The sequence below is a fragment of the Pseudomonas sp. LA5 genome (assembly GCF_028640825.1).
Taxonomy (GTDB): Bacteria; Pseudomonadota; Gammaproteobacteria; order Pseudomonadales; family Pseudomonadaceae; genus Chryseomonas; species Chryseomonas aestiva.
Map to the genome: position 1 here is coordinate 278,011 of NZ_JAQYZY010000060.1, position 22,606 is coordinate 300,616.

Below are 22,606 nucleotides of genomic sequence, written 5' to 3' on the forward strand. Positions count from 1 at the left end.
GCCGACTACGCCAACGTCCAGCCGCACTCCGGCTCCCAGGCCAACTCGGCGGTCTACCTGGCGCTGCTGCAGCCCGGCGACACTATCCTCGGCATGAGCCTGGCCCACGGCGGTCACCTGACCCACGGCGCCAAGGTCAGCTCCTCCGGCAAGCTCTACAACGCGGTGCAGTACGGCATCAACACCGACACCGGGCTGATCGACTACGACGAGGTCGAGCGCCTGGCCCAGGAGCACAAGCCCAAGATGATCGTGGCGGGCTTCTCCGCCTACTCCAAGACCCTGGATTTCCCGCGCTTCCGCGCCATCGCCGACAGCGTGGGTGCCCTGCTGTTCGTCGACATGGCCCACGTGGCCGGTCTGGTCGCCGCCGGTGTCTATCCGAGCCCGGTGCCCTTCGCCGACGTGGTGACCACCACCACCCACAAGACCCTGCGCGGCCCCCGTGGCGGCCTGATCCTGTGCAAGGCCAACGCCGACATCGAGAAGAAGCTCAACGCCGCGGTGTTCCCGGGCGCCCAGGGCGGCCCGCTGATGCACGTCATCGCCGGCAAGGCCGTGTGCTTCAAGGAGGCCCTGGAGCCGGGCTTCAAGACCTACCAGCAGCAGGTGATCAGGAACGCCCAGGCCATGGCCGGCGTGTTCAAGGCACGCGGCTACGACGTGGTCTCCGGCGGTACCGACAACCACCTGTTCCTGGTCAGCCTGATCAAGCAGGGCATCACCGGCAAGGACGCGGACGCCGCCCTGGGTCGCGCCTGCATCACTGTGAACAAGAACGCCGTGCCCAACGATCCCCAGTCGCCCTTCGTGACCTCGGGTCTGCGCATCGGCACCCCGGCCCTGACCACCCGTGGCCTGGGCGTCAGCGAAAGCGAACGCGTCGCGGGTTGGATCTGCGACATCCTCGACCACCTCGGCGATGCCGATGTGGAAGCCCAGGTGGCGCGCCAGGTGGCTGCGCTGTGCCGCGACTACCCGGTTTACCGCTAGTCGCCGCACGCCTGACGCAACCCTTATCCAACCCCTTTCCCCCTCGCGGAAAGGGGCGTCGTCTGCAGGAGTCTCCAGATGCAACGCTATTCCGGCTTCGGCCTCTTCAAGCACTCCCTGAGCCATCACGAGAACTGGCAGCGGATGTGGCGCACCCCGACGCCCAAGCCGGTGTACGACGTGGTCATCGTCGGTGGCGGCGGTCACGGCCTCGCCACCGCCTACTACCTCGCCAAGCAGTTCGGCGTGAAGAACGTCGCGGTGATTGAGAAAGGCTGGCTGGGCGGCGGCAACACTGCGCGCAACACCACCATCGTCCGCTCCAACTACCTGTGGGACGAGTCGGCGCACCTCTATGAGCACGCCATGAAGCTGTGGGAAGGCCTGTCCCAGGACCTCAACTACAACGTCATGTTCTCCCAGCGCGGCGTCTACAACCTCTGCCACACCCTGCAGGACATGCGCGATTCCGAGCGTCGGGTCAGCGCCAACCGCCTCAATGGCGTCGACGGCGAACTGCTCGACACCCGCCAGGTGGCCGAGGAGATTCCCTACCTGGACTGCAGCAAGAACACCCGCTATCCGATCTTCGGCGCCACCGTGCAGCGTCGCGGTGGCGTGGCCCGTCACGACGCCGTGGCCTGGGGCTTCGCCCGCGCCGCCGACGCCCTGGGCGTCGACCTGATCCAGCAGACCGAGGTCACCGGCTTCCGCAAGCAGGACGGCAAGGTGATCGGCGTGGAAACCAACCGCGGCTTCATCGGCGCCCGCCGCGTTGGCGTGGTCACCGCCGGCAACTCCGGGCACATGGCCAAGCTGGCCGGTTTCCGCCTGCCGCTGGAATCCCACCCGCTGCAGGCGCTGGTCTCCGAACCGATCAAGCCCATCATCGACAGCGTCATCATGTCCAACGCGGTGCACGGCTACATCAGCCAGTCCGACAAGGGCGACCTGGTGATCGGCGCCGGCATCGACAGCTGGGTCGGCTACGGCCAGCGCGGCTCCTACCCGGTGATCGAGCACACCCTGCAGGCGATCGTCGAGATGTTCCCGATCCTCTCGCGGGTGCGCATGAACCGCCAGTGGGGCGGCATCGTCGACACCTCGCCCGACGCCTGCCCGATCATTTCCAAGACCCCGGTGGAAAACCTGTTCTTCAACTGCGGTTGGGGTACCGGCGGCTTCAAGGCCACGCCTGGCTCGGGCAACGTCTTCGCGGCGTCCCTCGCCTCCGGCGAGATGCATCCGCTGGCCAAGCCCTTCTCCATCGACCGTTTCCACACCGGCGCGCTGATCGACGAACACGGCGCAGCGGCCGTCGCGCACTAAGGAGCCCGAGCATGTTGTACATCCATTGCCCCCACTGCGGGGAATTGCGCTCCGAAGAAGAATTCCACGCCGCCGGCGAGGCGCACATCCCGCGTCCGCTGGATCCCGAGGCCTGCAGCGACGCGGAGTGGGGCGATTACATGTTCTTCCGCGACAATCCGCGCGGTCTGCGTCACGAGCTGTGGGTTCATGCTTCGGGCTGCCGCCAGTACTTCAACGCGACCCGTAACACCGAGACCTACGAAATTCTCGAAACCTATCCGATCGGCGAGCAACCCCGCTTCACCGCCGAGCGAGGAGAGCGCACATGAGCCAGGTCCATCGACTCACCCAGGGCGGTCGCCTGGACCGCAGTCAGGCCATCACCTTCACCTTCAACGGTCAGACCTACCAGGGCTTCAAGGGTGACACCCTGGCCTCGGCGCTACTGGCCAACGGCGTGGACGTGATCGGGCGCAGCTTCAAGTACTCCCGGCCGCGCGGCATCGTCGCCGCCGGTGCCGAAGAGCCCAACGCCATCATGCAGATCGGCGCCACCGAGGCCACCCAGGTGCCCAACGTGCGGGCCACGCAGCAGGCGCTGTACCAGGGCCTGGTTTCCGCCAGCACCAACGGCTGGCCGAGCGTCAACAACGACCTCATGGGCATCCTCGGCAAGGTCGGCGGCAAGATGATGCCGCCCGGGTTCTACTACAAGACCTTCATGTATCCGCAGAACCTGTGGATGACCTACGAGAAGTACATCCGCAAGGCCGCCGGCCTCGGCCGTGCGCCGACCCAGGTCGATCCGGATACCTATGACAACTTCAACCAGCACTGCGACGTGCTGGTGGTGGGCGGTGGCGCTGCCGGTCTGGCCGCGGCCCTGGCCGCCGGTCGCAGCGGCGCCCGGGTGATCCTGGCCGACGAACAGGAAGAATTCGGTGGCAGCCTGCTGGACAGCCGCGAGCGTCTCGATGGCGCCCCGGCCGCCGACTGGGCCGCCAAGGCCGTGGCCGAGCTGCAGGGCCTGGACAACGTGGTCTTGCTGCCGCGCGCCACGGTCAACGGCTACCACGACCATAACTTCCTCACCATCCACGAGCGGCTCACCGATCACCTGGGTGATCGCGCGCCCCATGGCCAGGTGCGGCAGCGCCTGCACCGCGTCCGCGCCACCCGCGTGGTGCTGGCCACCGGCGCCCACGAGCGGCCGCTGGTGTACGCCAACAACGACCTGCCGGGCAACATGGTGGCCGGCGCCGTGTCCACCTACATCCGTCGCTATGCCGTGGCCCCGGGTCAGCGCCTGGTGCTGTCCACCAACAACGATTACGCCTACCGCGTGGCCCTGGACTGGCTCGAAGCCGGTCGCCAGGTGGTGGCCGTGGCCGATGCGCGGCCCAACCCCCGCGGTGCCTGGGTCGAGGAAGTGCGCAAGCGTGGCGTGCGCGTCATGGGCGGTACCGCCGTGAGCGAAGCCCGCGGCAACACCCGCGTGACGGGCGCCAAGATCGCCACCATCGACCTGACCGCCTTCCGCACCCTGGGTGGCGGCGAGTGGGTCGACTGCGACCTCATCGCCACCTCCGGCGGTTACAGCCCGGTGGTCCACCTGGCTTCGCACCTGGGCGGTCGTCCGCAGTGGCGTGAAGACATCCAGGCCTTCGTGCCCGGTCCGGCGCCGCAGAAGCGCGTCTGCGCCGGCGGCGTGAATGGCGTCTTCGCCCTGGGCGATGTCCTCGCCGACGGTTTCGAAGCGGGCGCGACTGCCGCCGCCGAAGCCGGCGCCAAGGTGGTCAGCGGCGAACTGCCCCAGGCCGAATTCCGCCAGGAAGAGCCGAGTCTGGCGCTGTTCCAGGTGCCCCACGACAAGCCGGCGTCGCGAGCGCCCAAGCAATTCGTCGACCTGCAGAACGATGTGACCGCCGCCGGCATCGAGCTGGCCTGCCGCGAGGGCTTCGAGTCCATCGAGCACGTCAAGCGCTACACCGCCATGGGCTTCGGTACCGACCAGGGCAAGCTGGGCAACATCAATGGTCTGGCCATCGCCGCCCGGGTGCAGAGCAAGGCCATCCCGGAAGTCGGCACCACCATGTTCCGCCCGAACTACACGCCCATCACCTTCGGCGCCATCGCCGGACGGCATTGCGGCCACCTGTTCGAGCCCAAGCGCTACACCGCGCTGCACGCCTGGCACCTCAAGCAGGGCGCGCTGTTCGAGGACGTCGGCCAGTGGAAGCGCCCCTGGTACTTCCCCAAGGCGGGCGAGGACCTGCACGCCGCGGTCAACCGCGAGTGCCTGGCCGTACGCCGCAGCGTCGGCCTGCTCGACGCCTCGACCCTGGGCAAGATCGACATCCAGGGCAAGGATGCGCGGGAATTCCTCAATCGCGTCTATACCAACGCCTGGACCAAGCTGGACATCGGCAAGGCCCGCTACGGCCTGATGTGCAAGGAAGACGGCATGGTCTTCGACGACGGCGTCACCGCCTGTCTCGCCGACAACCACTTCCTGATGACCACCACCACCGGCGGCGCCGCGCGCGTCTTCGAATGGCTGGAGCTCTACCACCAGACCGAATGGCCGGAACTGGAGGTGTACTTCACTTCGGTCACCGATCACTGGGCGACCCTGACCCTGTCCGGTCCCAACAGCCGCAAGCTGCTGGCCAAGCTGACCGACATCGATCTGGACAACGCCGCCTTCCCCTTCATGGCCTGGAAGGAAGGTCAGGTGGGCGGGGTGCCGGCGCGGGTGTTCCGCATCTCCTTCACCGGCGAGCTCTCCTACGAGATCAACGTGCCGGCCAACTACGCCATGGGCGTGCTGGAGCAGGTGGTCGCCGCGGGCAAGGAATTCGACCTGACCCCCTATGGCACCGAGACCATGCACGTGCTGCGGGCGGAGAAGGGCTTCATCATCATCGGTCAGGACACCGATGGTTCGGTCACGCCCCAGGACCTGGGCATGGGCTGGGCGGTGAGCCTGAACAAGAGCTTCTCCTTCATCGGCAAGCGCGGCATGCATCGCGTGGACTGCGTCCGCGAGAATCGCAAGCAACTGGTCGGCCTCAAGCCCCTGGATGCCCGCGACGTCCTGCCGGAAGGCGCGCAACTGGTGTTCGAGCGCAACCAGCCGATCCCCATGGACATGGTCGGTCACGTGACCTCCAGCTACCACAGCGCGACCCTGGGCTACGGCTTCGCCATGGCCATGGTCAAGGGTGGGCTGGGCCGTATGGGCCAGACCGTCTACGCCCCGCTGGCCGATGGCCGCTACATCGCTGCCGAGATCGTCTCGCCGGTGTTCTACGACCCCAAGGGTGAGCGGCAGAACGTCGCCTAACGAGGATAGCGCCCCATGAACAACATCAATGTCTACGACCAGTACTCCGCCAAGGCGCGCGCCGAATCCCCGCTGTTCCACGCCGAGTTGAACAAGCTCGTCGGTCGCGGCCCGGCCACCGCCGGGGTGACCCTGCGCGAGCGGGCCCTGCTGGGGCACCTGGTGCTGCGTGGCGACGCCCATGACGAAGGCTTCACCGGCGCCGTGCAGAGCGTGGTCGGCCTGGAAGTGCCCGGTCCGCTGGCGATCACCCATAAGGGCGAGAGCTCGCTGCAGTGGCTCGGCCCGGACGAGTGGCTGCTGGTGGTACCCGGTGGCAGCGAGTTCGCCACCGAGCAGGCCCTGCGCCAGGCCCTGGGCGAGCGCCATGTCGCCATCATCAATGTCGGTGGCGGCCAGACGCTGGTCGAGCTCAAGGGACCCAAGGTGCGTGAAGTGCTGATGAAGTCCACCTCCTACGACGTCCATCCGGACAACTTCCCGGTGGGCAAGGCCGTCGGGACGGTGTTCGCCAAGTCCCAGCTGGTGATCCGCCACACGGCGCCGGACACCTGGGAACTGGTGGTGCGCCGCAGCTTCGCCGACTACGTCTGGCTGTGGCTGCAGGACGCGAGCGCCGAGTACGGACTGCGCATCGAGGCCTGATCGGTCGCTGCGTTCAGACGCTCCATCGAACCCGACCTGCGTTGCGCGCAGGTCGGGTTTTGTGATTCTGGCTTCATCTCCATGCAAAGGAATTCATCATGAGCCGCACGCCCGATACCTGGATTCTCACCGCCCAGAGCCCGAGTCGCCTCGGCACCGTGGACGTGGTCACGCGTTATCTGTTCGAGCAAGGCTGCTATGTCACCCAGCACCACAGCTTCGACGATCGCGAAGCCCAGCGCTTCTTCATCCGGGTGGAATTCCAGGTACCCAGCGACTTCAACGAAGGCCTGTTCCGCGTCGGCCTGGACCTGCGCTTCACGCCCTTCGACATGACCTTCGAACTGACCCCGCCCGGCTATAGAGCCAAGGTCGCCATCATGGTCTCCAAGGCCGACCACTGCCTCAACGACCTGCTCTATCGCCAGCGCATCGGCCAGTTGCCCATGGACGTGGTGGCGGTGATCTCCAACCATCCGGATCTGGAGCCCCTGGCGGCCTGGCACGGCATTCCCTATCACCACTTCCCGCTGGATCCCCAGGACAAGCCGGCCCAGGAGGCCAGGGTCTGGCAGGTGCTGCAGGAGACCGGCGCCGAGCTGGTGATCCTCGCGCGCTACATGCAGGTGCTGTCGCCCGAGCTGTGCCGTCGTCTCGATGGCTGGGCGATCAACATCCACCATTCGCTGCTGCCAGGCTTCAAGGGCGCGCGGCCCTATCACCAGGCCTATGCCAAGGGCGTCAAGCTGGTGGGCGCCACGGCGCACTACATCAACAACGATCTGGACGAAGGCCCCATCATCGCCCAGGGCGTCGAGTCGGTGGACCACGCCCACTACGCCGAAGACCTGGTGGCCCGCGGCCGTGACATCGAGTGCCTGACCCTGGCGCGTGGGGTGGGCTATCACCTGGAGCGCCGCGTCTTCCTCAATGCCGGGCGGACGGTGGTGCTCTAGGCCTTTCCGCTACCTCTCCAGGCAGGCCGCGAGATCGCCAAGGCGCTCGCAGCCTGCCTGTCCTGCGCCACCTCGATCATCTTTCCTATCAGCTCAGCGGCGCCCATCGGGCGCTTGCTTAAAGACGCTCGCGCGTCCCTTGGCCGTACCAGACGAACAGCGTCAGGCTGTGTGATGGCCGGGATAGAGAGGTAGCTATGGATGAGGAGAGGGTGCCGGGAAGGGAGCCTGGCTGGCTCTGCCGGCGGGGCGAGCAGGAGGGCGGTACGCACCCGCCTCCGCAGGGAGAGGCGGGCGGCGGGCCAGGCGGTCAGCCCGCCTGGGACAGGGTCGAGCGGACCGCCGGCGGGACGACGTCTTCGCCGGCCTTTTCCAGATTCTTGCCCAGCAGGGCGTGGTAGAGCTCCTTGTCACCGAGGATGCCCACGGCGCGGCCGTCGGTCTCCAGCACCAGCTTGTGCCCGGTGTGGTAGCGGATCTCCAGGGCGTCGCGCATGCGGATATCGGCCGGCGCCAGGGTCGGCTGGCGCTGCAGGCTGGTGACCGGCATGCCCGGGGTCCAGCGTTGCAGGGCCAGGCTCTCGCCGCCGCGGCGCAGGGCCTTGACCGTCTGGTTTTCCAAGGCCAGCCAGATGTCGTGGCTGCGTTCCAGGCAGATCTCGTTGCCCTCGCGGCCGCACTTGTCCAGGCCGCGCATCAGACTGTAGCCGCTGAGCACGTTGAGCGGATTGGTGTGGGCGACGAAGGTGCGTACGTACTCGTCGGCCGGATTGAGCACGATGTCCTCGGGGCGGCCGTGCTGGATGATGCGGCCGTCCTTCATGATGGCGATGTTGGTGCCGATCTTGAGGGCTTCGTCGAGGTCGTGGCTGACGAAGACGATGGTCTTGTTGACCTTGGCCTGCAGCTGCAGCAGTTCGTCCTGCAGTTGCTGGCGGATCAGTGGATCGAGGGCGGAGAAGGGTTCGTCCATCAGCAGGATGTCGGCATCCATGGCCAGGGCGCGGGCCAGGCCGACGCGCTGCTGCATGCCGCCGGAGAGGGAGTCGGGCTTCTTGTTGCGCCACTGGGTCAGGCCGACCAGCTCCAGCTTCTCGTCCACCAGCTTCTTGCGCTCGGCGGCCGAGCGGCCCTGCATTTCCAGGCCGAAGCCGACGTTCTCGGCCACGGTCAGCCAGGGCATCAGCGCGAACTTCTGGAACACCATGGCGATGCGCGTGGTGCGCATGTCCTTGAGCACGGTAGGCGAGCAGTTGGCGATGTCCACTTCACTGCCTTTGTGCTCGATCAGCAGCTTGCCGCGGCTCACGGTGTTGAGGCCGTTGATGCAGCGCAGCAGGCTGGACTTGCCCGAGCCGGACAGGCCCATCAGCACGCAGATCTCGCCCTTCTGGACCTCCAGGCAGGCGTCCTCGACACCCAGCACCTGGCCGGTTTCCTGGAGGATCTCGCTGCGACCCTTGCCCTGGTCGAGCAGCTCCAGGGCACGCTTGTTCTGCTTGCCGAAGATGACGTCGACGTGTTCGAAACGTATGGCGGTCATGACTTATTTAACCTCGCGAGGGGCGGGTTGCTTGCACACCCGGTCGAGCAGGATGGCGATCAGGACGATGGACAGGCCGGCTTCGAAGCCCAGGGCGATGTCCGCGGTGTTGAGGGCGTTCACCACCGGCTTGCCGAGGCCGTCGGCGCCCACCAGGGCGGCGATCACCACCATGGACAGCGACAGCATGATGCACTGGGTGATACCGGCGCCGATGCTGGGCATGGCGTGGGGCAGCTCGATGCGGGTCAGCAGCTGCCAGCGCGAGCAGCCGAAGGCCTTGCCGGCGTCCATCAGCTCGGCGGGAACGTCCTGGATGCCCAGGCAGGTCAGGCGGATCGGCGCGGCCACGGCGAAGACCACCGTGGAAATCAGCCCGGGTACCACGCCCAGGCCGAACAGGGTCAGGGTCGGAATCAGATAGACGAAGGTGGGGACCGTCTGCATCAGGTCCAGGACCGGGCGCAGGCCGGTGTAGAACCAGGGCTTGTGCGCGGCGATGATGCCCAGCGGCACGCCCACGGCGATGCACACCAGGGTGGCGAAGACCACCTGGGCCAGGGTTTCCATGGTTTCCTGCCAGTACCCCAGGTTGAGGATCAGCAGCAGGGAGATGAGGGCGAAGATCACCAGGCCGATGCTGCGTTGCAGCAGATAGACCCCTACCGCGACCAGGGCAATGAAGGCCAGCGGGTTGAACCACATCAGGCCGGCGGTGAGGCCGTGGATGAGGCCGGACAGCACATCGGAGATCTTGTCGAAGACGCTGGCGCCATGCAGCGTCAGCCAGTCGATGAAATCGGCGATCTGCTGGCCGAGAGGGAGCTTGTGGTCGGTGATTAACATAACGGTGCCCGTCAGGTAGGAGTGGACAGGTCGAAGCACGAGAACCGCTGATTCGTGCTTCGGCTGTGGCAGTACCCGCCCGAACTGGCGCGGGACAGTCGAATGTTAGTGTTCGCTCAGGGGGCCAGGGCGGTCTTCGCCGCCTCCAGCGCAGGCTTGCCATCGCGGGTGGTCACGCCGGCCAGCCACTGGTCGAGCACCTGCGGATGCGCCTTGAGCCAGGCCTTGGCGGCGGCGCTCGCGGCTTGTTTTTCGTTGAGGACCTTGTCCATCAGCTGGTTTTCCATGTCCAGGGTGAAGGACAGGTTGGTCAGCAGCTTGCCCACGTTGGGGCATTCCTGGACGTAGCCCTTGCGGACGTTGGTGTAGATGGTGGCGCCGCCATAGTTCGGGCCGAAGACGTCATCGCCGCCCTGGAGATAGGCCATCTTGAAGCGGGTGTTCATCGGGTGGGGTTCCCAGCCGAGGAAGACCACCCACTGCTGGCGCCGCTCGGCGCGCTGGATCTGCGACAGCATCCCGGCCTCGCTGGACTCCACCAGCTTGAACTTGCCGAGGTCGAAGGTGTTCTTGTCGATCATTCCCTGGATCAGGCGATTGCCATCGTTGCCCGGCTCGATGCCGTAGATCTTGCCGTCGAACTTGTCGGCGTTCTTGGCGATGTCGGCGAAGCTCTTGACCCCGGCGTCATAGACGTACTGGGGGACGGCCAGGGTGTACTTGGCGCCCTCCAGGTTGGCGCGCACGGTCTCGACGCTGCCATTGTCGGCATAGGGCTTGATGTCCGCCGCCATGCTCGGCATCCAGTTGCCGAGGAAGACGTCGATGTCCTTGTTCTGCAAAGACTTGTAGGTAACCGGTACGGAGATCATGTTGGTCGTGGTCTGGTAGCCGAGGGCGTGCAGCACCTCGCTGGTCACGGCCGTGGTCACGGTGATGTCGGTCCAGCCGACGTCAGCAAAGCGCACCTTGGCACAGGAAGCCGGCTCGGCCGCCTGAACAGCGAGCGGCGCCAGCAGGGCGGCACTCAAGAGCCAACGGGAACAACCTTTCATGGACACATCTCCTTGCGTTTGGCGGGGTACCTTCCGGTGCGCCCCACGTGTATTTATCTGTAACCCATCCCCCCAGGCTCGCCTACCGCCTGCGTCGCTACCAGTGTACGCGGCGTCGTAACCAGAAGCGGAAATGTCGTATCCAGCGTGAGCCCCAGGGCACGTCCGCGTCCGGCGCGTGGCAGCCGAGCGAGAGAGGCGGGCAGTGGCGCCCTTCGCCGCGGCGGCCCGCTGCCCAGAGGTGTCGGCGACGGTTGGAGCGCTCGCGAATCAGTTGGCCAGACTGGCCTTCACCGCGGCGGTGCCCGGTGCGCCGCTGAGGGTGGCGACACCCTTGAGCCAGGCGTCGAGCCGTTCGGGATTGCGCTTGAGCCAGTTGCGCACGGCGCGGCGCGGATTGTCCTTTTCGTTGAGCACCCGATCCATCAGCTGGTTCTCCATGTCCAGGGAAAACTCCAGGTTGCCCAGCAGCCGGGCCACGTTGGGACACTGCTGGGCATAGCCCTTGCGCACCACCGTGTAGACCGTCGCCCCGCCCTGGTTCGGCCCGAAGTAGTCATCGCCGCCGTCGAGGTAGGCCAGCTTGTGCCGGACGTTCATCGGATGGGGTTCCCAGCCGAGAAAGACGATCAACTGGTGGTCCAGCAGCTCCTTCATCCGCACCTGGGTCAGCATGCCCTGTTCGCTGGATTCGTCGAGCCTGAAGTCGCCCAGGCCGAAGGCGTTGCTGGCGATCATCTTCTTGACCAGGGCGTTGCCGTCGTTGCCGGGCTCGATGCCGTAGAGGGTGTGGTCGAAACGGTCGGCGAAGCGGGCGATGTCGGCGACGTTCTTCACCCCGGCGTCATAGACGTACTGGGGCACCGCCAGGGTGTAGCGGGCGCCTTGCAGGTTGGCGTGCAGGCGTTCGACCGCCCCCGCATCGACCAGGGGCTGGCTGAGCTTGGCCTGCGCCGGCATCCAGTTGCCGAGAAAGACATCGGCCTCGCCCGCGGCCAGGGCGTCGTAAGTCTGCGGCAGGGACAGGCGCAGCACCTCGGTCTTGTAACCGAGGGCGCTGAGCAGATAGCGGGCCGTGGCGTTGGTGATATTGAGATCCGACCAGCCGACATCGGCCAGGCGCACCTGCTGACAACTCTCGGCCTCGCCCGCCTGCACGGTCGAGCTCAGCAACAGACCGGACAACCACAGCGCTTGGAAGATTTTCATCCTGAACTCCAGGGTTCGCGAAGGGAAGGGCCCGGGCCACTGCACGTACCGGTCCGTCTGGCCCGGGCCTTGGTGGCTTTTCGCCACAAGTAGCCAGAAGGGCGACAGACGGTTGAAACGCCTGACCTACAACCGTGCCCACTGAGTCGCCATGCCACATTTTGGCGCGCGTTGGTTACGCCCTGGTGTTACCGATGGAATACATCTGGCGAAGTGCCATCGGCAAAAGGTCGGTCTCGGACCTGAAAGGTCGCAAATAAAAACCCTAGCTAATCAACGCCATTGAGCGCTGCTGAATGGGTTATTCGCCCCAGACAGCTTGCCCGTGTCGGGGTTCACCCATTTACGGCATGGGAATTGCGACATGACTTATGCGTCCGCGACACATCTTTCGCCCAACGTTGTCCGCCGCACCTCATTAGAGCCCAGCCAAGGGCCCCAGCCTGCGTGAAGGAGATTCAAACCATGTCGCCCATTCCCACCTCGTCACAGGCCCGTGCGATCCAGTCCATCGGCTTTCTGCTGCTGGACAACTTCACGCTCATTTCCCTGGCGTCGGTGGTGGAGCCGCTGCGCATGGCCAACCAGCTGTCGGGTCGGGAACTCTATCGCTGGTGCACCCTAAGTCTGGACGGTCGTCCGGTGCGCGCCAGCGATGGCCTGCAGATCACCCCGGACAGCGCCGTGAGCGCCGCCCCGGTGATGGACATGGTGATCGTCTGCGGCGGCGTGGGCATCCAGCGCAGCGTGTCCCGCGAGCATTGCACCTGGCTGCAGAGCCAGGCGCGCCAGGGCCGCAAGCTGGGCGCGGTCTGTACCGGCAGCTGGGCCCTGGCCCGGGCCGGCCTGCTCGACGGCTACGACTGCAGCGTGCACTGGGAAACCCTGGCGGCCCTGCAGGAAGCCTATCCACGCGTGGTGCTCAGCACCCGGCTATTCACCATCGATCGCAATCGCTGCACCGCTTCGGGCGGTACCGCGCCGATGGACATGATGCTGCACCTGATCGGTCGCGAGCATGGCCGCGAGCTGTCGGCGGCGATCTCGGAAATGTTCATCTACGAACGCATCCGCAACGAGCAGGATCATCAGCGCGTCCCGCTCAAGCACATGCTGGGCACCAATCAGCCCAAGCTGCAGGAAATCGTGGCGCTGATGGAGGCCAACCTCGAAGAGCCCATCGACCTCGACGAACTGGCGGTCTATGTGGACGTGTCCCGGCGCCAGCTGGAACGCCTGTTCCAGAAGTACCTGCATTGCTCGCCGTCGCGCTACTACCTCAAGCTGCGGCTGATCCGCGCCCGGCAGCTGCTCAAGCAGACCACCCTGTCGATCATCGAGGTGGCCTCGGTGTGCGGCTTCGTCTCCACCCCGCACTTCTCCAAGTGCTACCGCGAATACTTCGGCATCCCGCCGCGCGACGAGCGCCAGGGTCCGACCATCCAGCAGCCCATCGCGCTGATGCCGTTGTCCCAGGAACTGTCGCTGATGCCGGCCTCGTCCGCGCTGGCGGCCTTGAGTCAGGCTCAGGGCGAATCCACCTTCGCCAGTGTGCGGCTGTAAGCCGCCTCCGGCCGCCTAGGTTCTGTACGAAAAGTCGCCGAGCGACGGTCAGGCAAGGCGAAAAACGCTGAGGAAGCGGAGTTTACGAGCGGTAAATGAGCATTCCGAAGCGTTTTTCAACGAAGCATCACCGAGCGTAGGCATTTTTCGTACAGAAACTAGCGACTGCTGGGCAGGCTGAGTAGTAGCGCTGCCGTCTGCAAGTCCGGCTGGCCATCGAAACGGCCCGGCCGGTACTTCATCTGGAAGGCGCCGATGACGTCGCGGGTAGCGGCATCGAGCACGCCAGTGCGCGGTACCGCATAACCGATCCGCGCCAGTTGATCCTGGAACCAGGCCGGCGGCGGCAGCACGCCGCCCAGGCTGGTCTGGCGCTGGGCGACCACCGCCGGATCCGGCCAGTTGATCAAGCCTGCTGCGGCCAGCCGCGCCCAGGGAAACAGCGGCCCCGGGTCCTGCTTGCGCCCCGGGGCGATGTCGCTGTGGCCGACGATGGCGCGGCGATCCAGGCCGTGGCGCTGCTCGATGTCCTTGAGCAGCGGAATCAGCGCCTTGATCTGGGCTTCGCTGAAGGGATACCACTGGTGCCCGGCCGGGGTGTCGCGAAAGCCCAGGTTGACCATCTCGATGCCGATGGAGGTGGAGTTGAGCCAGGTGCGGCCTTCCCATTCGCTCACGCCGGCGTGCCAGGCACGGCGATTCTCGTCCACCAGGCGATAGATGGTGCCATCGGTGTCGATCAGGTAGTGGGCGCTGACGCCGGCCTGGGTCAGCAGCTTGAGCGACTGCTGGGAGCCGGCCGCGGTGTAGTGCAGCACGATGTACTGCACCCGGCTGTCCTGATCGCGGGCGGTATAGTCGTCATTGATGCGCGGACCGCTGGAGCAGCCGGCCAGGAGCAGGCCGCAGAGCAGCCAGGGAAGGAGCTTGAAGGGCTTTTGCACGATTACCTCGCGAACGTGGATGGGGTCAGGCCACATCCAGGCGATCGCGTCCGGCGCGCTTGGCGCGGTAGAGCGCCTGGTCGGCACGCTCGAATACGGTATCGGCATCCTCGCCCGGCGCAAAGGCCGCGAGACCAGCGGACAGGGTGATCACCACCCGTTCGCCCTTGAAATGGAAGGGGCAGGCGGCGACCGCGGCGCGTAGCTGCTCGATCAGGGTGACCCCGCCGGCGACCGGCGTGGCGCCCAGCAGCATGACGAATTCCTCGCCGCCGAAGCGGGCGATGAAGTCGGTCTTGCGCAGGCGGCGCTGCAATTCGCTGGCGATGATCTTGAGCACCTTGTCACCGGCCAGGTGACCGTAGCCGTCGTTGATGCGCTTGAACAGATCGACGTCGAGCACCGCCAGCAGCAGGTCGCCGCCATGGCGTTGCCAGCGGGCCACCTCCAGCTCCAGGCGCTCGCTCCAGGCGGCGCGATTGGGCAGGCCGGTGAGGGGGTCGCAGAGGGCCTTCTGCCGTTGTTCTTCCAGATGGCCGCGATACTGCTGGGCCTCGCGCTCCATGCCGGCGACGCGCTCGGTGAGGGCGCTGAGTCTTTCGCTGGCTTCCTGCTCGCGGGTCTCGCGTTGGCTCTGCTGGTCGGCCAGGCTGGTCAGCAGGCCTTCCAGGCGGCTGTCCAGCGACAGCTTGAGGCTGTCCAGGTCCGTCGCCTCCTGCACCTCGCTCTGCAATTCGCTGACCTGGCCGCGCAGAGCGTCGCCAAAGGCGCGCTCCTGGGTCTGGCCGTCCTGACGCCCGGCGTGGACGTCCTGCAGACCGGTCTGGAAGGCGGCGAGACGCTCATTGAGGCGGCGCAGGTAGAGCTGGAATTCGCTCTGCCCGGAATGGTTGAGGGCCAGCACCAGCACCGACAGGTCATCGAGCACGGGTACCAATTCATACCAGTTCAGGCTGCCCTGGATGCGTTGGCGCAGGTGTTCGGCCTGGGGCTTGTGGCTGTCCGGCAGCGCCAGGTCGTCGAGCAGCCGCAGCAGGGTGGCTTCCAGATGCGGCGCTATGGCGCTGTAGCCGGGCTCGGGCACCGCGGGCAGGGCATAGGCCGGATCGGCCTGGACTGCCTGGGTCTCTGCTGAGAGCTCAGGCCGCGCGGCGGGCAGACCTTCGACCGGCAGCGGCGGCGGTTCGGGTGTCGCCGGCGTTTCCACCGCTGGCGCGGCGACTGTCGCCGGCGAGGCGTCTTCTACTGGCGGACTCGACGTCGCCGTCGGCGCCTCTTCCGCGGTCTCGCCACGACCACCCAGCAGGCGCTGCAGGAAGCCGGCGCGGGCGGGCTGTTCAGGGTGCAGCTGACTCAGGGCCTGTTGCTGCAGACGACTGAATTCGCCGAGCAGCGCGGGCAGTTCCCCCGGTTGGTCGGCAGCGGCCTGGGCGCGCTTGGCAAAGCCCTTGAGCGCCTTGCGCTGGTCGCGCGGCAATTCCAGGGTCTGCAGCAACCGGCAGAGTTCGGCGAAGGCCTCGGCCACTTGGCGCGCGCGCAATTCCCGGCGCTGCTCGGAGTCGAGCACGGTGCGTTCCAGGCGCGGGATCAGCTTGGCGAGATCGGCGTCGCTGTCGTCACGGCGGAGGATGTCGCGCAATTCGACCAGGCAGGCGTCCACCGCCGCGTCGTTGCCTTCGGCGGCCAGGCTGCTGCGCACGAGGCCTCGACGCACCAGGTCCAGGCGGTTTTCCCACCGGCTTTCCAGGCGCTCGAGATTCTCGAGGCTCTCCAGGTATTTGCTTTTCCAGCGTTCGACGTCCGCGCGCTCCATCCGCCCGCTCCAGAGGCTTGAGGGTGGCCAGCAGGCAGGCGCGACAAGGCGGCCAGCCCACTTGATAGTCGCTAGGGTATCGGCGGTTACGGGGAAAGTTTGAGCAGGACGACCGGAGGCCGCTTGAGAGGGACGAGCTGAAGAGCCGCCGCCGCGGGGCGCGGCGGCGGGTGACGCTTACTTGGCGGCGCGTTCTTTCTGGATCAGGAAGTCGGCGACCTTCAGGGTCTCGTCCGGGCCACCCGAAGAGCCCAGGTCGAAGCGGTACTTGCCATTGACCACCATGGTCGGCACACCGGTGATCTGGTAGGCCATGGCCAGCTTCTTGTCCTTTTCCACCTGCCCCTTCACGGCGAAGGAGTTGTAGGTGCTGAGGAATTTTTCTCGATCCACGCCTTGGGTGGCAAGGAAGTCGGCCATCTCCTCGGGGGTGGCCAGCTTCTTGTGCTCCTTGTGGATGGCAGCGAAGACGGCGTCATGCACCTTGGCTTCCACGCCCATGGCTTCCAGGGTCACGAACAGCTGACCGTGGACGTTCCAGATGCCGCCGAACATGGCCGGCACGCGCTTGAAGGAGACGTCGTCGGGGAGCTTCTTGGACCAGGCGTTGAGGGTGGGCTCGAAGGCGTAGCAGTGCGGGCAGCCGTACCAGAACAGCTCAACCACTTCGATCTTGCCGGGTTCGGACACCGGAACCGGACTGCTCAGTTCGGTGTACTGCTTGCCGGCCTGGATGTCGTCGGCATGGGCGGCCGCGCCGAACAGACTGGCGGCGGCGAACACGGCGGAGAAAAGCAGGTTGCGCATGGGACTACTCCTGGAAGAAGGCACGCCCACCAACCGGGCATGACGGATTGCGGGCATTGTAGCCGGGTGCATCGCCGCGCCTAGTCGCCGCAGCGCCCGAGGCCGGCCATGTTCAGGCTTCGTTCAGGTTACCAGGGGCGCGGCTCTCGCCCGGCGCATCCGATATACTGCTGGCTTTGCCGCGCGCTCGCGAGTACCCCCATGTCCAGCTTCAAGAATCCCATCGTCGGTCTGTGCCAGCAGGCGTCCTTTCTCATCAGCGCCGCCAAGGTCGATCAGTGCCCGTTCGACAACGGTCGCGAAGTGGCCTTCGCCGGTCGCTCCAATGCCGGCAAGTCCAGTGCGCTGAACACCCTGACCCACGCCAACCTGGCGCGTACCTCGAAGACGCCCGGGCGTACCCAGCTGCTCAACTTCTTCACCCTCGACGACGAGCGGCGCCTGGTGGACCTGCCCGGCTACGGCTACGCCAAGGTGCCGATCCCGCTCAAGCAGCACTGGCAGGAGCACCTGGAGGCCTATCTGAGCAGCCGCAATTCGCTCAGCGGCGTGGTGCTGATGATGGATATCCGCCATCCGCTGACCGAATTCGATCGCCTGATGCTGGACTGGGCCCAGGCCAGTTCCATGCCGCTGCACATCCTGCTGACCAAGGCCGACAAGCTGGCCTTCGGTGCCCAGAAGAACGCCCTGCTCAAGGTGCAGCGCGACGTGCGCCAGGGTTGGGGCGATACCGCCAGCATCCAGCTGTTCTCGGCGCCCAAGCGCCAGGGGATAGAGGATGCCCAGCGCGTGCTGGCCAGCTGGCTGGGCCTCGACGAACCCGCCGCCGAGGCATAAAAAAACTCCGGACTTCCATCGGGGGAGGGGAGAAGTCCGGAGTTCAAGACTGGACCGCCAAAGCAGGGGTCCAGCATCTGCCAACACTAAACAGCAAAGGAGCAGAACGGTTATCCGAACCGTTCAGCAATTCAGACGGGGCGCCTTGAGAAAGGTTCGCCCCGCCAGGGAAGAAAGCCGGCGCCCTGACTAGCGGCCGCTGGCGAGCCCCAGACCCTCGTCGGTGCCCAGGTGCACGTTCATGCACTGGACCGCCGCGCCCGCCGCGCCCTTGCCCAGATTGTCCAGCCGCGCCACCAGCGTCATCCGCTCGGCATTGCCGAAGACGAAGAGATCGGCGCGGTTGGTGTCGTTGCTGGCCTGGACGTCGAAGAAGCCATTGTCCAGTTCCTCCTCGGCGGCCACCGGCGCCACGTGAATGAAGGCTTCGCCGTCATAGTGACGGGCCAGCGCCGCCTGCAGGTCGGCGGCAGTGGTACCCGGGCGCAGCTGGCTGGCGTGCAGCGGAATGGTCACCGCCAGACCCTTGAGGAAGGGGCCGACGATGGGGCTGAACACCGGCGCGGCGGCCAGGCCGCTCTGCACGCGCATTTCCGGCAGGTGCTTGTGGCCCTGGCCCATGGCATAGGGACGCGGACTCAGCAGGCGGGCGTCGCCGCCGGCTTCGTACGCGGCGATCATCTGCTTGCCGCCACCGCTGTAGCCGGTCAGGGAAAAGGCCGACAGCGGGGTATCGGGAGCCAGCAGGCCCGCGTCCACCAGCGGCCGGGCCAGCAGGATGAAGCCGGTGGCGTGGCAGCCGGGATTGGCGATGCGCTTGCTGGCGCGCAGCGCCTCGCGCTGACCGGGCGCCAGTTCTGGCAGGCCGTAGGTCCAACTGCTGTCGGTACGGAAGGCGGTGCTGGCGTCGATGATGCAGGTGTTGGGATTGGTCACCAGGCTCACCGCTTCGCGGGAGGCGGCATCGGGCAGGCAGAGAAAGGCCACATCGGCGGCATTGAGGAAGCGCGCGCGCTCGGCCGGATCCTTGCGCTTGCTCTCGTCGATGCGCAGCAGTTCGATGTCCGAACGACCGGTCAGGTAGTCCAGCAGACGCAGGCCGGTGGTGCCTTCCTGGCCGTCGACGAAAACTTTGAAGCTCATGGCGGTGCCTCTCGCGGATGGGCGCTGAAAGCCTCGATTGTAGCGATTCATGCCGACCACGGGTACGTCGCGGCAGGAGATACAGTTCGCTCCCGATGAACCGGTGCAGAGTGGCGTCGCAGAGCGATCACCACGGGTATGTTAAGTACAGATAGATATTCTATGAATTTGTACGGGTACAGTATTCAATGGCTGTAAGTGGTCTGCCCGCGCCGTAGGGATGAAGCTTGAGGCTCCCTTGCTGCGCTGGAAATCGCCATGGACAGCCGGTCACTGCTTACCTCACCCACAGCATCATCGGGTTTTCGCTGCCGCCTTCACCCACTGCTCGCGCTGCTGGTCCGCTGGCACCGGCGCCTCGTCACACGCCGGCAGTTGCAGCGCCTGGACGCTCGCGCCCTGGCCGACCTGGGGCTGAATCTCGCCGATCAGTACCGGGAAGGCGGCAAACCCTTCTGGCGGGAGTGAAAATCTGCCTCGGGATGCGACTTCCTCGGGCTGGCGGTAGTCTCAGTCAGGCCTATCCAGACGGGAGTCCCCCATGAAAACCCTGCACCTGGGCGCCGCCGCGGCGCTGTTCTGCCTGTCCACCGCCGCCTCGGCGTCGAGCTTCTATGTCACCACCGACATCATCGTCAACGCCATCGATGCGACCTCGGATACCACCTCGTCCATCACCGGCTCCTTCAAGAACGACAAGCTGGTCCAGGAAGCCCGTGACGATGCGGCCACCTACGTCGGCAGCGCCGGCGACATCCGCGGCGTGCGCCTGGAAGCGGCGCTGGACCACCTGCGCAGCCAGGCGCCCGAACTGCGTCAGGCCAGCGATGACCAACTGGCCCAGGCGATTCTCGCCATCTGACGCGCAACACCGCGATACCCCCCGTACCCCGTGGCTGCTAGCCCGGAACGGGGGGCTGCGTTAGCCTTGGCGACCATCTGCCACCGGAGGGTCGCCATCCATGTATATCCGTCGTTCTGCCGCGCTGTTGCTCGGTCTCTGTCTTGCCACGCCGGTCCTGGCGTTCGACTCCACCACCGAGGGTCTGGTGAAGACCATCTATGGCACCAGCCAGATCACCACGGCGCCGTTCCAGAACAAGCTGGTCCTGGCAGCGCGCGACGATGCCGCAGCCTTCGTTGCTACCGACGGTGCCCTGCGCGGCGCCCAGCTGGAGGAAACCTTCCGCGCCCTGCGCGCAGCCGATCCGGCGCTGCAGGCTTCCGACCGGGAACTCGCCGCGGCGATTCTGAGTCAGTAGTCCGTTTCAATTCCGTGACATCCCTGGAGTATCCATGCGCCGTTCCCTGCTTATCGCCGCTGCCCTGACCCTGGGCGTTTCGAGCCTGGCTCAGGCCCAGACCCTGGTGGCCACCAGTAACATCGTGGTGCGGGCGCTGCAGCGCAGCATCGACTTCACTTCCGACACCACCACCTCCATCCGCGACGCCAAGATGATCCAGGCCGCGCGTGGTGATGCCGCCAGCTTTGTCGCCAGCGACGGTGACATCCGTGGCGTCCAGCTGGAAGAAGCCTTCCGCAGCCTGCGCGACCAGTTCCCGGCCGCGCGTCAGGCCAACGACCTGCAGCTGGCCCAGGCCATCCTGGCGCTGTGAACAACCGCGCCGGCCGGCTGCGGCAGTGGCTGGTCGGCCTTGCGGCCGGCCTGGCCCTCGGTGGGGCCCAGGCCGCCCTGCACCTCGAACTCGATACCCAGGGCCTGACGCCCGCGCAGATCCAGGCCACCCAGCAGTTGCTGGATGAGGCCCAGGCGTTGCTGCCACCCAAATTCAAGGCGGCGCTGGATGAGCGCATCCCGGTGCGCTGGAGCAGCGAGCTGCTGGAAGAAGCCTATGGCGAGGCGGATCGACGCAACCTGCTGCTCAATCGTCGCCTGCTGCCCAGTCTGGTGGACGGCAGCGACACCCGCATCCAGACCGGTCGCCCCCACGGCACCCAGCACCGCGAACTGCTGGCCACGGTGCTGCACGAGCTGACCCACTTCTATGACCGCGAGCGCGTCTGGACGCCCGAGCAGCGCCAGCTGATCCTTTCCTGTGGCGGCCTGGGGCTGACCTCTGACCAGCTGCCGCTGAAATGCCAGGGCCAGGCCGGGCGCAGCTATACGCTGTCCGATGATCCGCGGCTGCTGGACCTGGCCGGTTGGCAGGTGAAGACGCGCAAGCACGGCAATCGCGAGTCGAAGAATCTCTTCATCGCGCGCAGTCCCGATCTCTATGAAGTCACCAACCCGAAGGAATTCGTGGCGGTGAACATGGAGTACTTCCTGCTCGACCCGAGCTACGCCTGCCGGCGGCCGGCGCTGCAGCGCTACTTCGCCGAGCACTTCGGCTGGTCGCCGGCGCACGATGCCTGTCCGGGGCGCTATCCCTATCTCAACGCCGGCAACGACTTCGGCGAGGCGCCCCTGGGCTGGCTCGATCCGGAGCGGGTCTATGCGGTCGACTACCTGCTGGCCGAGGGCAACGAGCAGGTCATGAGCCGCTGGGGCCACAGCATGCTGCGCCTGGTGGTCTGCGCCCCTGGTCGGCCGCGCGGCCCGGATTGCCGACTGGATCTGCAATACCATCTGGTGCTGTCGTTCCGCGCCTTCGTCAACGACGTCCAGCTCTCCAGCTGGCGCGGCCTGACCGGTTCCTACCCGTCGCGGCTGTTCGTGCTGCCGCTGGCCCAGGTGGTGGACGAGTACACCAAGGTGGAGCTGCGCGGCCTGCAATCCGTGCCGCTCAAGCTGACCCGTCCGGAGATCGCCGACTTCCTCGAACGGACCGCCCAGGTGCACTGGAGCTATGACGGCCAGTACTACTTCGTCACCAACAACTGCGCGGTGGAGACCTTCAAGCTGCTGCACGACGGAGTACCGCGCCTGGCCGACGCCCAGCTCGATGTCATCACCCCGACGGGTCTGATGGATGCCTTGAGGTTCAAGGACCTGGTGGACACCTCGGTACTCGACGATCCGCGCGAGGCCTTGCGGCTGGGCTATCGCTTCGACAGTTTCCGCGAGCGCTTCCAGGCCATGTTCAAGGTGGCCCGGGAGCGCCTCAAGCTGCCCCAGGCGGACGTCGAGGCCTGGCTGGCGCTGACCCCGCAGCAGCGCCGCGAGCAATTCCAGCGCGCCGACCTGCGCGCCAGCGCCGCCTTGCTGCTGCTGGAGCAGGCGGCCTATCGCCGGGCGCTGCTGCAGGCGCAGACCGAGCTCAAGGATCGCTACCTGGGTGAGGACGCGGTGGACAAGGCACGCTTCGGCAAGGCCGGTGGCGCCCTGGAGCAGATCCTCAAGGACAGCGGCTACCTGAGTCGTCCGGCCGAGTTGCTCGGCACTGATGGCTACGGCCTGCCGCAACCGGGCGAGTGGGAACAGCTGACCGCCGAGAGTCAGAAGCGCCAGGCGCACCTGCGCAGTCTCAGGGACACCCTCAACAACGAGGTCCGCCAGTTGCTCTCGCCGCAGGCGCGCGATGGCCTGGACCTGACCGAAGCCAACCTGGATCTGCTCGGCAAGCACCTGCGCGAGCTGAACAAGGCTAGCGGCGGGTTGGAGTTGAAGTAGGGCGGTCGGGACGTTGT

21 protein-coding genes are annotated in these 22,606 nt (G+C 66.2%); 13 read left to right on the forward strand and 8 right to left on the reverse strand.

Annotation, left to right across the window (positions count from 1 at the left end):
• From glyA to PVZ72_RS23895, 6 genes are all read left to right on the forward strand, one after another.
• On the forward strand, positions 1–993 hold a 993-nt coding region (glyA, locus tag PVZ72_RS23870), incomplete at its 5' end, for a serine hydroxymethyltransferase (RefSeq protein WP_273863176.1).
• A 78-nt stretch (positions 994–1,071) separates the two neighbouring features.
• Positions 1,072–2,322: a sarcosine oxidase subunit beta family protein gene (locus PVZ72_RS23875; protein ID WP_017639231.1), complete on the forward strand. Its 1,251-nt coding sequence runs from the start codon at positions 1,072–1,074 to the stop codon at positions 2,320–2,322.
• 11 nt (positions 2,323–2,333) lie between these two features.
• On the forward strand, positions 2,334–2,633 hold the full coding sequence (locus PVZ72_RS23880) for a sarcosine oxidase subunit delta (protein WP_017639232.1): 300 nt from the start codon (positions 2,334–2,336) through the stop codon (positions 2,631–2,633).
• The gene (locus tag PVZ72_RS23885) at positions 2,630–5,650 is read left to right on the forward strand and encodes a sarcosine oxidase subunit alpha (RefSeq protein ID WP_273863177.1); all 3,021 of its coding nucleotides are present in this window, start codon (positions 2,630–2,632) and stop codon (positions 5,648–5,650) included. The genes PVZ72_RS23880 and PVZ72_RS23885 overlap by 4 nt, the downstream gene beginning before the upstream one ends.
• A gap of 15 nt (positions 5,651–5,665) precedes the next feature.
• Positions 5,666–6,295, forward strand: coding sequence for a sarcosine oxidase subunit gamma (locus PVZ72_RS23890; protein ID WP_273863178.1), 630 nt, complete (start codon positions 5,666–5,668; stop codon positions 6,293–6,295).
• A gap of 98 nt (positions 6,296–6,393) precedes the next feature.
• Positions 6,394–7,251 carry a formyltetrahydrofolate deformylase gene (locus PVZ72_RS23895; RefSeq protein WP_187980815.1) on the forward strand — a complete coding sequence of 286 codons (858 nt, stop codon included), beginning with the start codon at positions 6,394–6,396 and terminating at the stop codon, positions 7,249–7,251.
• A 310-nt stretch (positions 7,252–7,561) separates the two neighbouring features.
• On the opposite strand, the gene choV is transcribed toward PVZ72_RS23895, so the two are convergent.
• From choV to choX, 4 genes are all read right to left on the reverse strand, one after another.
• A complete protein-coding gene (gene choV, locus PVZ72_RS23900) occupies positions 7,562–8,794 on the reverse strand; it encodes a choline ABC transporter ATP-binding protein (RefSeq protein WP_187980816.1) in 1,233 nt (410 codons plus the stop codon).
• 3 nt (positions 8,795–8,797) lie between these two features.
• Positions 8,798–9,640: a choline ABC transporter permease subunit gene (gene choW, locus PVZ72_RS23905; protein WP_059316705.1), complete on the reverse strand. Its 843-nt coding sequence runs from the start codon at positions 9,638–9,640 to the stop codon at positions 8,798–8,800.
• 116 nt (positions 9,641–9,756) lie between these two features.
• The gene (locus tag PVZ72_RS23910; protein WP_017639238.1) at positions 9,757–10,695 is read right to left on the reverse strand and encodes a choline ABC transporter substrate-binding protein; all 939 of its coding nucleotides are present in this window, start codon (positions 10,693–10,695) and stop codon (positions 9,757–9,759) included.
• A gap of 270 nt (positions 10,696–10,965) precedes the next feature.
• Positions 10,966–11,904, reverse strand: a complete 939-nt coding sequence (choX, locus tag PVZ72_RS23915) for a choline ABC transporter substrate-binding protein (protein ID WP_273863179.1) — start codon at positions 11,902–11,904, stop codon at positions 10,966–10,968.
• A 465-nt stretch (positions 11,905–12,369) separates the two neighbouring features.
• Here choX and PVZ72_RS23920 point away from each other — a divergent pair, with 465 nt between their 5' ends.
• Complete coding sequence (locus tag PVZ72_RS23920; protein ID WP_037006569.1) at positions 12,370–13,467, forward strand: GlxA family transcriptional regulator; 1,098 nt, start codon at positions 12,370–12,372, stop codon at positions 13,465–13,467.
• Between the two features lie 158 nt (positions 13,468–13,625).
• On the opposite strand, the gene PVZ72_RS23925 is transcribed toward PVZ72_RS23920, so the two are convergent.
• The 3 genes from PVZ72_RS23925 to PVZ72_RS23935 form a co-directional block, all read right to left on the reverse strand.
• Positions 13,626–14,411, reverse strand: coding sequence for an N-acetylmuramoyl-L-alanine amidase (locus PVZ72_RS23925; RefSeq protein WP_273863180.1), 786 nt, complete (start codon positions 14,409–14,411; stop codon positions 13,626–13,628).
• Between the two features lie 25 nt (positions 14,412–14,436).
• On the reverse strand, positions 14,437–16,224 hold the full coding sequence (locus tag PVZ72_RS23930; RefSeq protein WP_273863181.1) for a GGDEF domain-containing protein: 1,788 nt from the start codon (positions 16,222–16,224) through the stop codon (positions 14,437–14,439).
• Between the two features lie 177 nt (positions 16,225–16,401).
• Complete coding sequence (locus tag PVZ72_RS23935; RefSeq protein ID WP_133860131.1) at positions 16,402–17,031, reverse strand: thiol:disulfide interchange protein DsbA/DsbL; 630 nt, start codon at positions 17,029–17,031, stop codon at positions 16,402–16,404.
• A 201-nt stretch (positions 17,032–17,232) separates the two neighbouring features.
• On the opposite strand from PVZ72_RS23935, the gene yihA reads away from it, so the two are divergent.
• A complete protein-coding gene (gene yihA, locus PVZ72_RS23940) occupies positions 17,233–17,871 on the forward strand; it encodes a ribosome biogenesis GTP-binding protein YihA/YsxC (RefSeq protein WP_187980820.1) in 639 nt (212 codons plus the stop codon).
• A gap of 189 nt (positions 17,872–18,060) precedes the next feature.
• Here the strand turns inward: yihA and argC are convergent, their stop codons facing one another.
• The gene (gene argC / locus PVZ72_RS23945; protein ID WP_187980821.1) at positions 18,061–19,014 is read right to left on the reverse strand and encodes an N-acetyl-gamma-glutamyl-phosphate reductase; all 954 of its coding nucleotides are present in this window, start codon (positions 19,012–19,014) and stop codon (positions 18,061–18,063) included.
• 258 nt (positions 19,015–19,272) lie between these two features.
• Between argC and PVZ72_RS23950 the strand changes: the two genes are divergently transcribed.
• The 5 genes from PVZ72_RS23950 (at position 19,273) to PVZ72_RS23970 (ending at position 22,589) form a co-directional block, all read left to right on the forward strand.
• A complete protein-coding gene (locus PVZ72_RS23950) occupies positions 19,273–19,482 on the forward strand; it encodes a DUF1127 domain-containing protein (protein WP_273863182.1) in 210 nt (69 codons plus the stop codon).
• A gap of 73 nt (positions 19,483–19,555) precedes the next feature.
• Complete coding sequence (locus PVZ72_RS23955; protein ID WP_007160027.1) at positions 19,556–19,876, forward strand: DUF2388 domain-containing protein; 321 nt, start codon at positions 19,556–19,558, stop codon at positions 19,874–19,876.
• A 100-nt stretch (positions 19,877–19,976) separates the two neighbouring features.
• Entirely contained in the window at positions 19,977–20,276 is a 300-nt protein-coding gene (locus PVZ72_RS23960) for a DUF2388 domain-containing protein (RefSeq protein ID WP_158890303.1), read from the forward strand.
• Between the two features lie 34 nt (positions 20,277–20,310).
• Positions 20,311–20,631: a DUF2388 domain-containing protein gene (locus PVZ72_RS23965; protein WP_133860126.1), complete on the forward strand. Its 321-nt coding sequence runs from the start codon at positions 20,311–20,313 to the stop codon at positions 20,629–20,631.
• The gene (locus tag PVZ72_RS23970; protein ID WP_423815036.1) at positions 20,628–22,589 is read left to right on the forward strand and encodes a DUF7844 domain-containing protein; all 1,962 of its coding nucleotides are present in this window, start codon (positions 20,628–20,630) and stop codon (positions 22,587–22,589) included. Before PVZ72_RS23965 ends, PVZ72_RS23970 begins: the two co-directional genes overlap by 4 nt.
• Positions 22,590–22,606 lie beyond the last annotated feature (17 nt).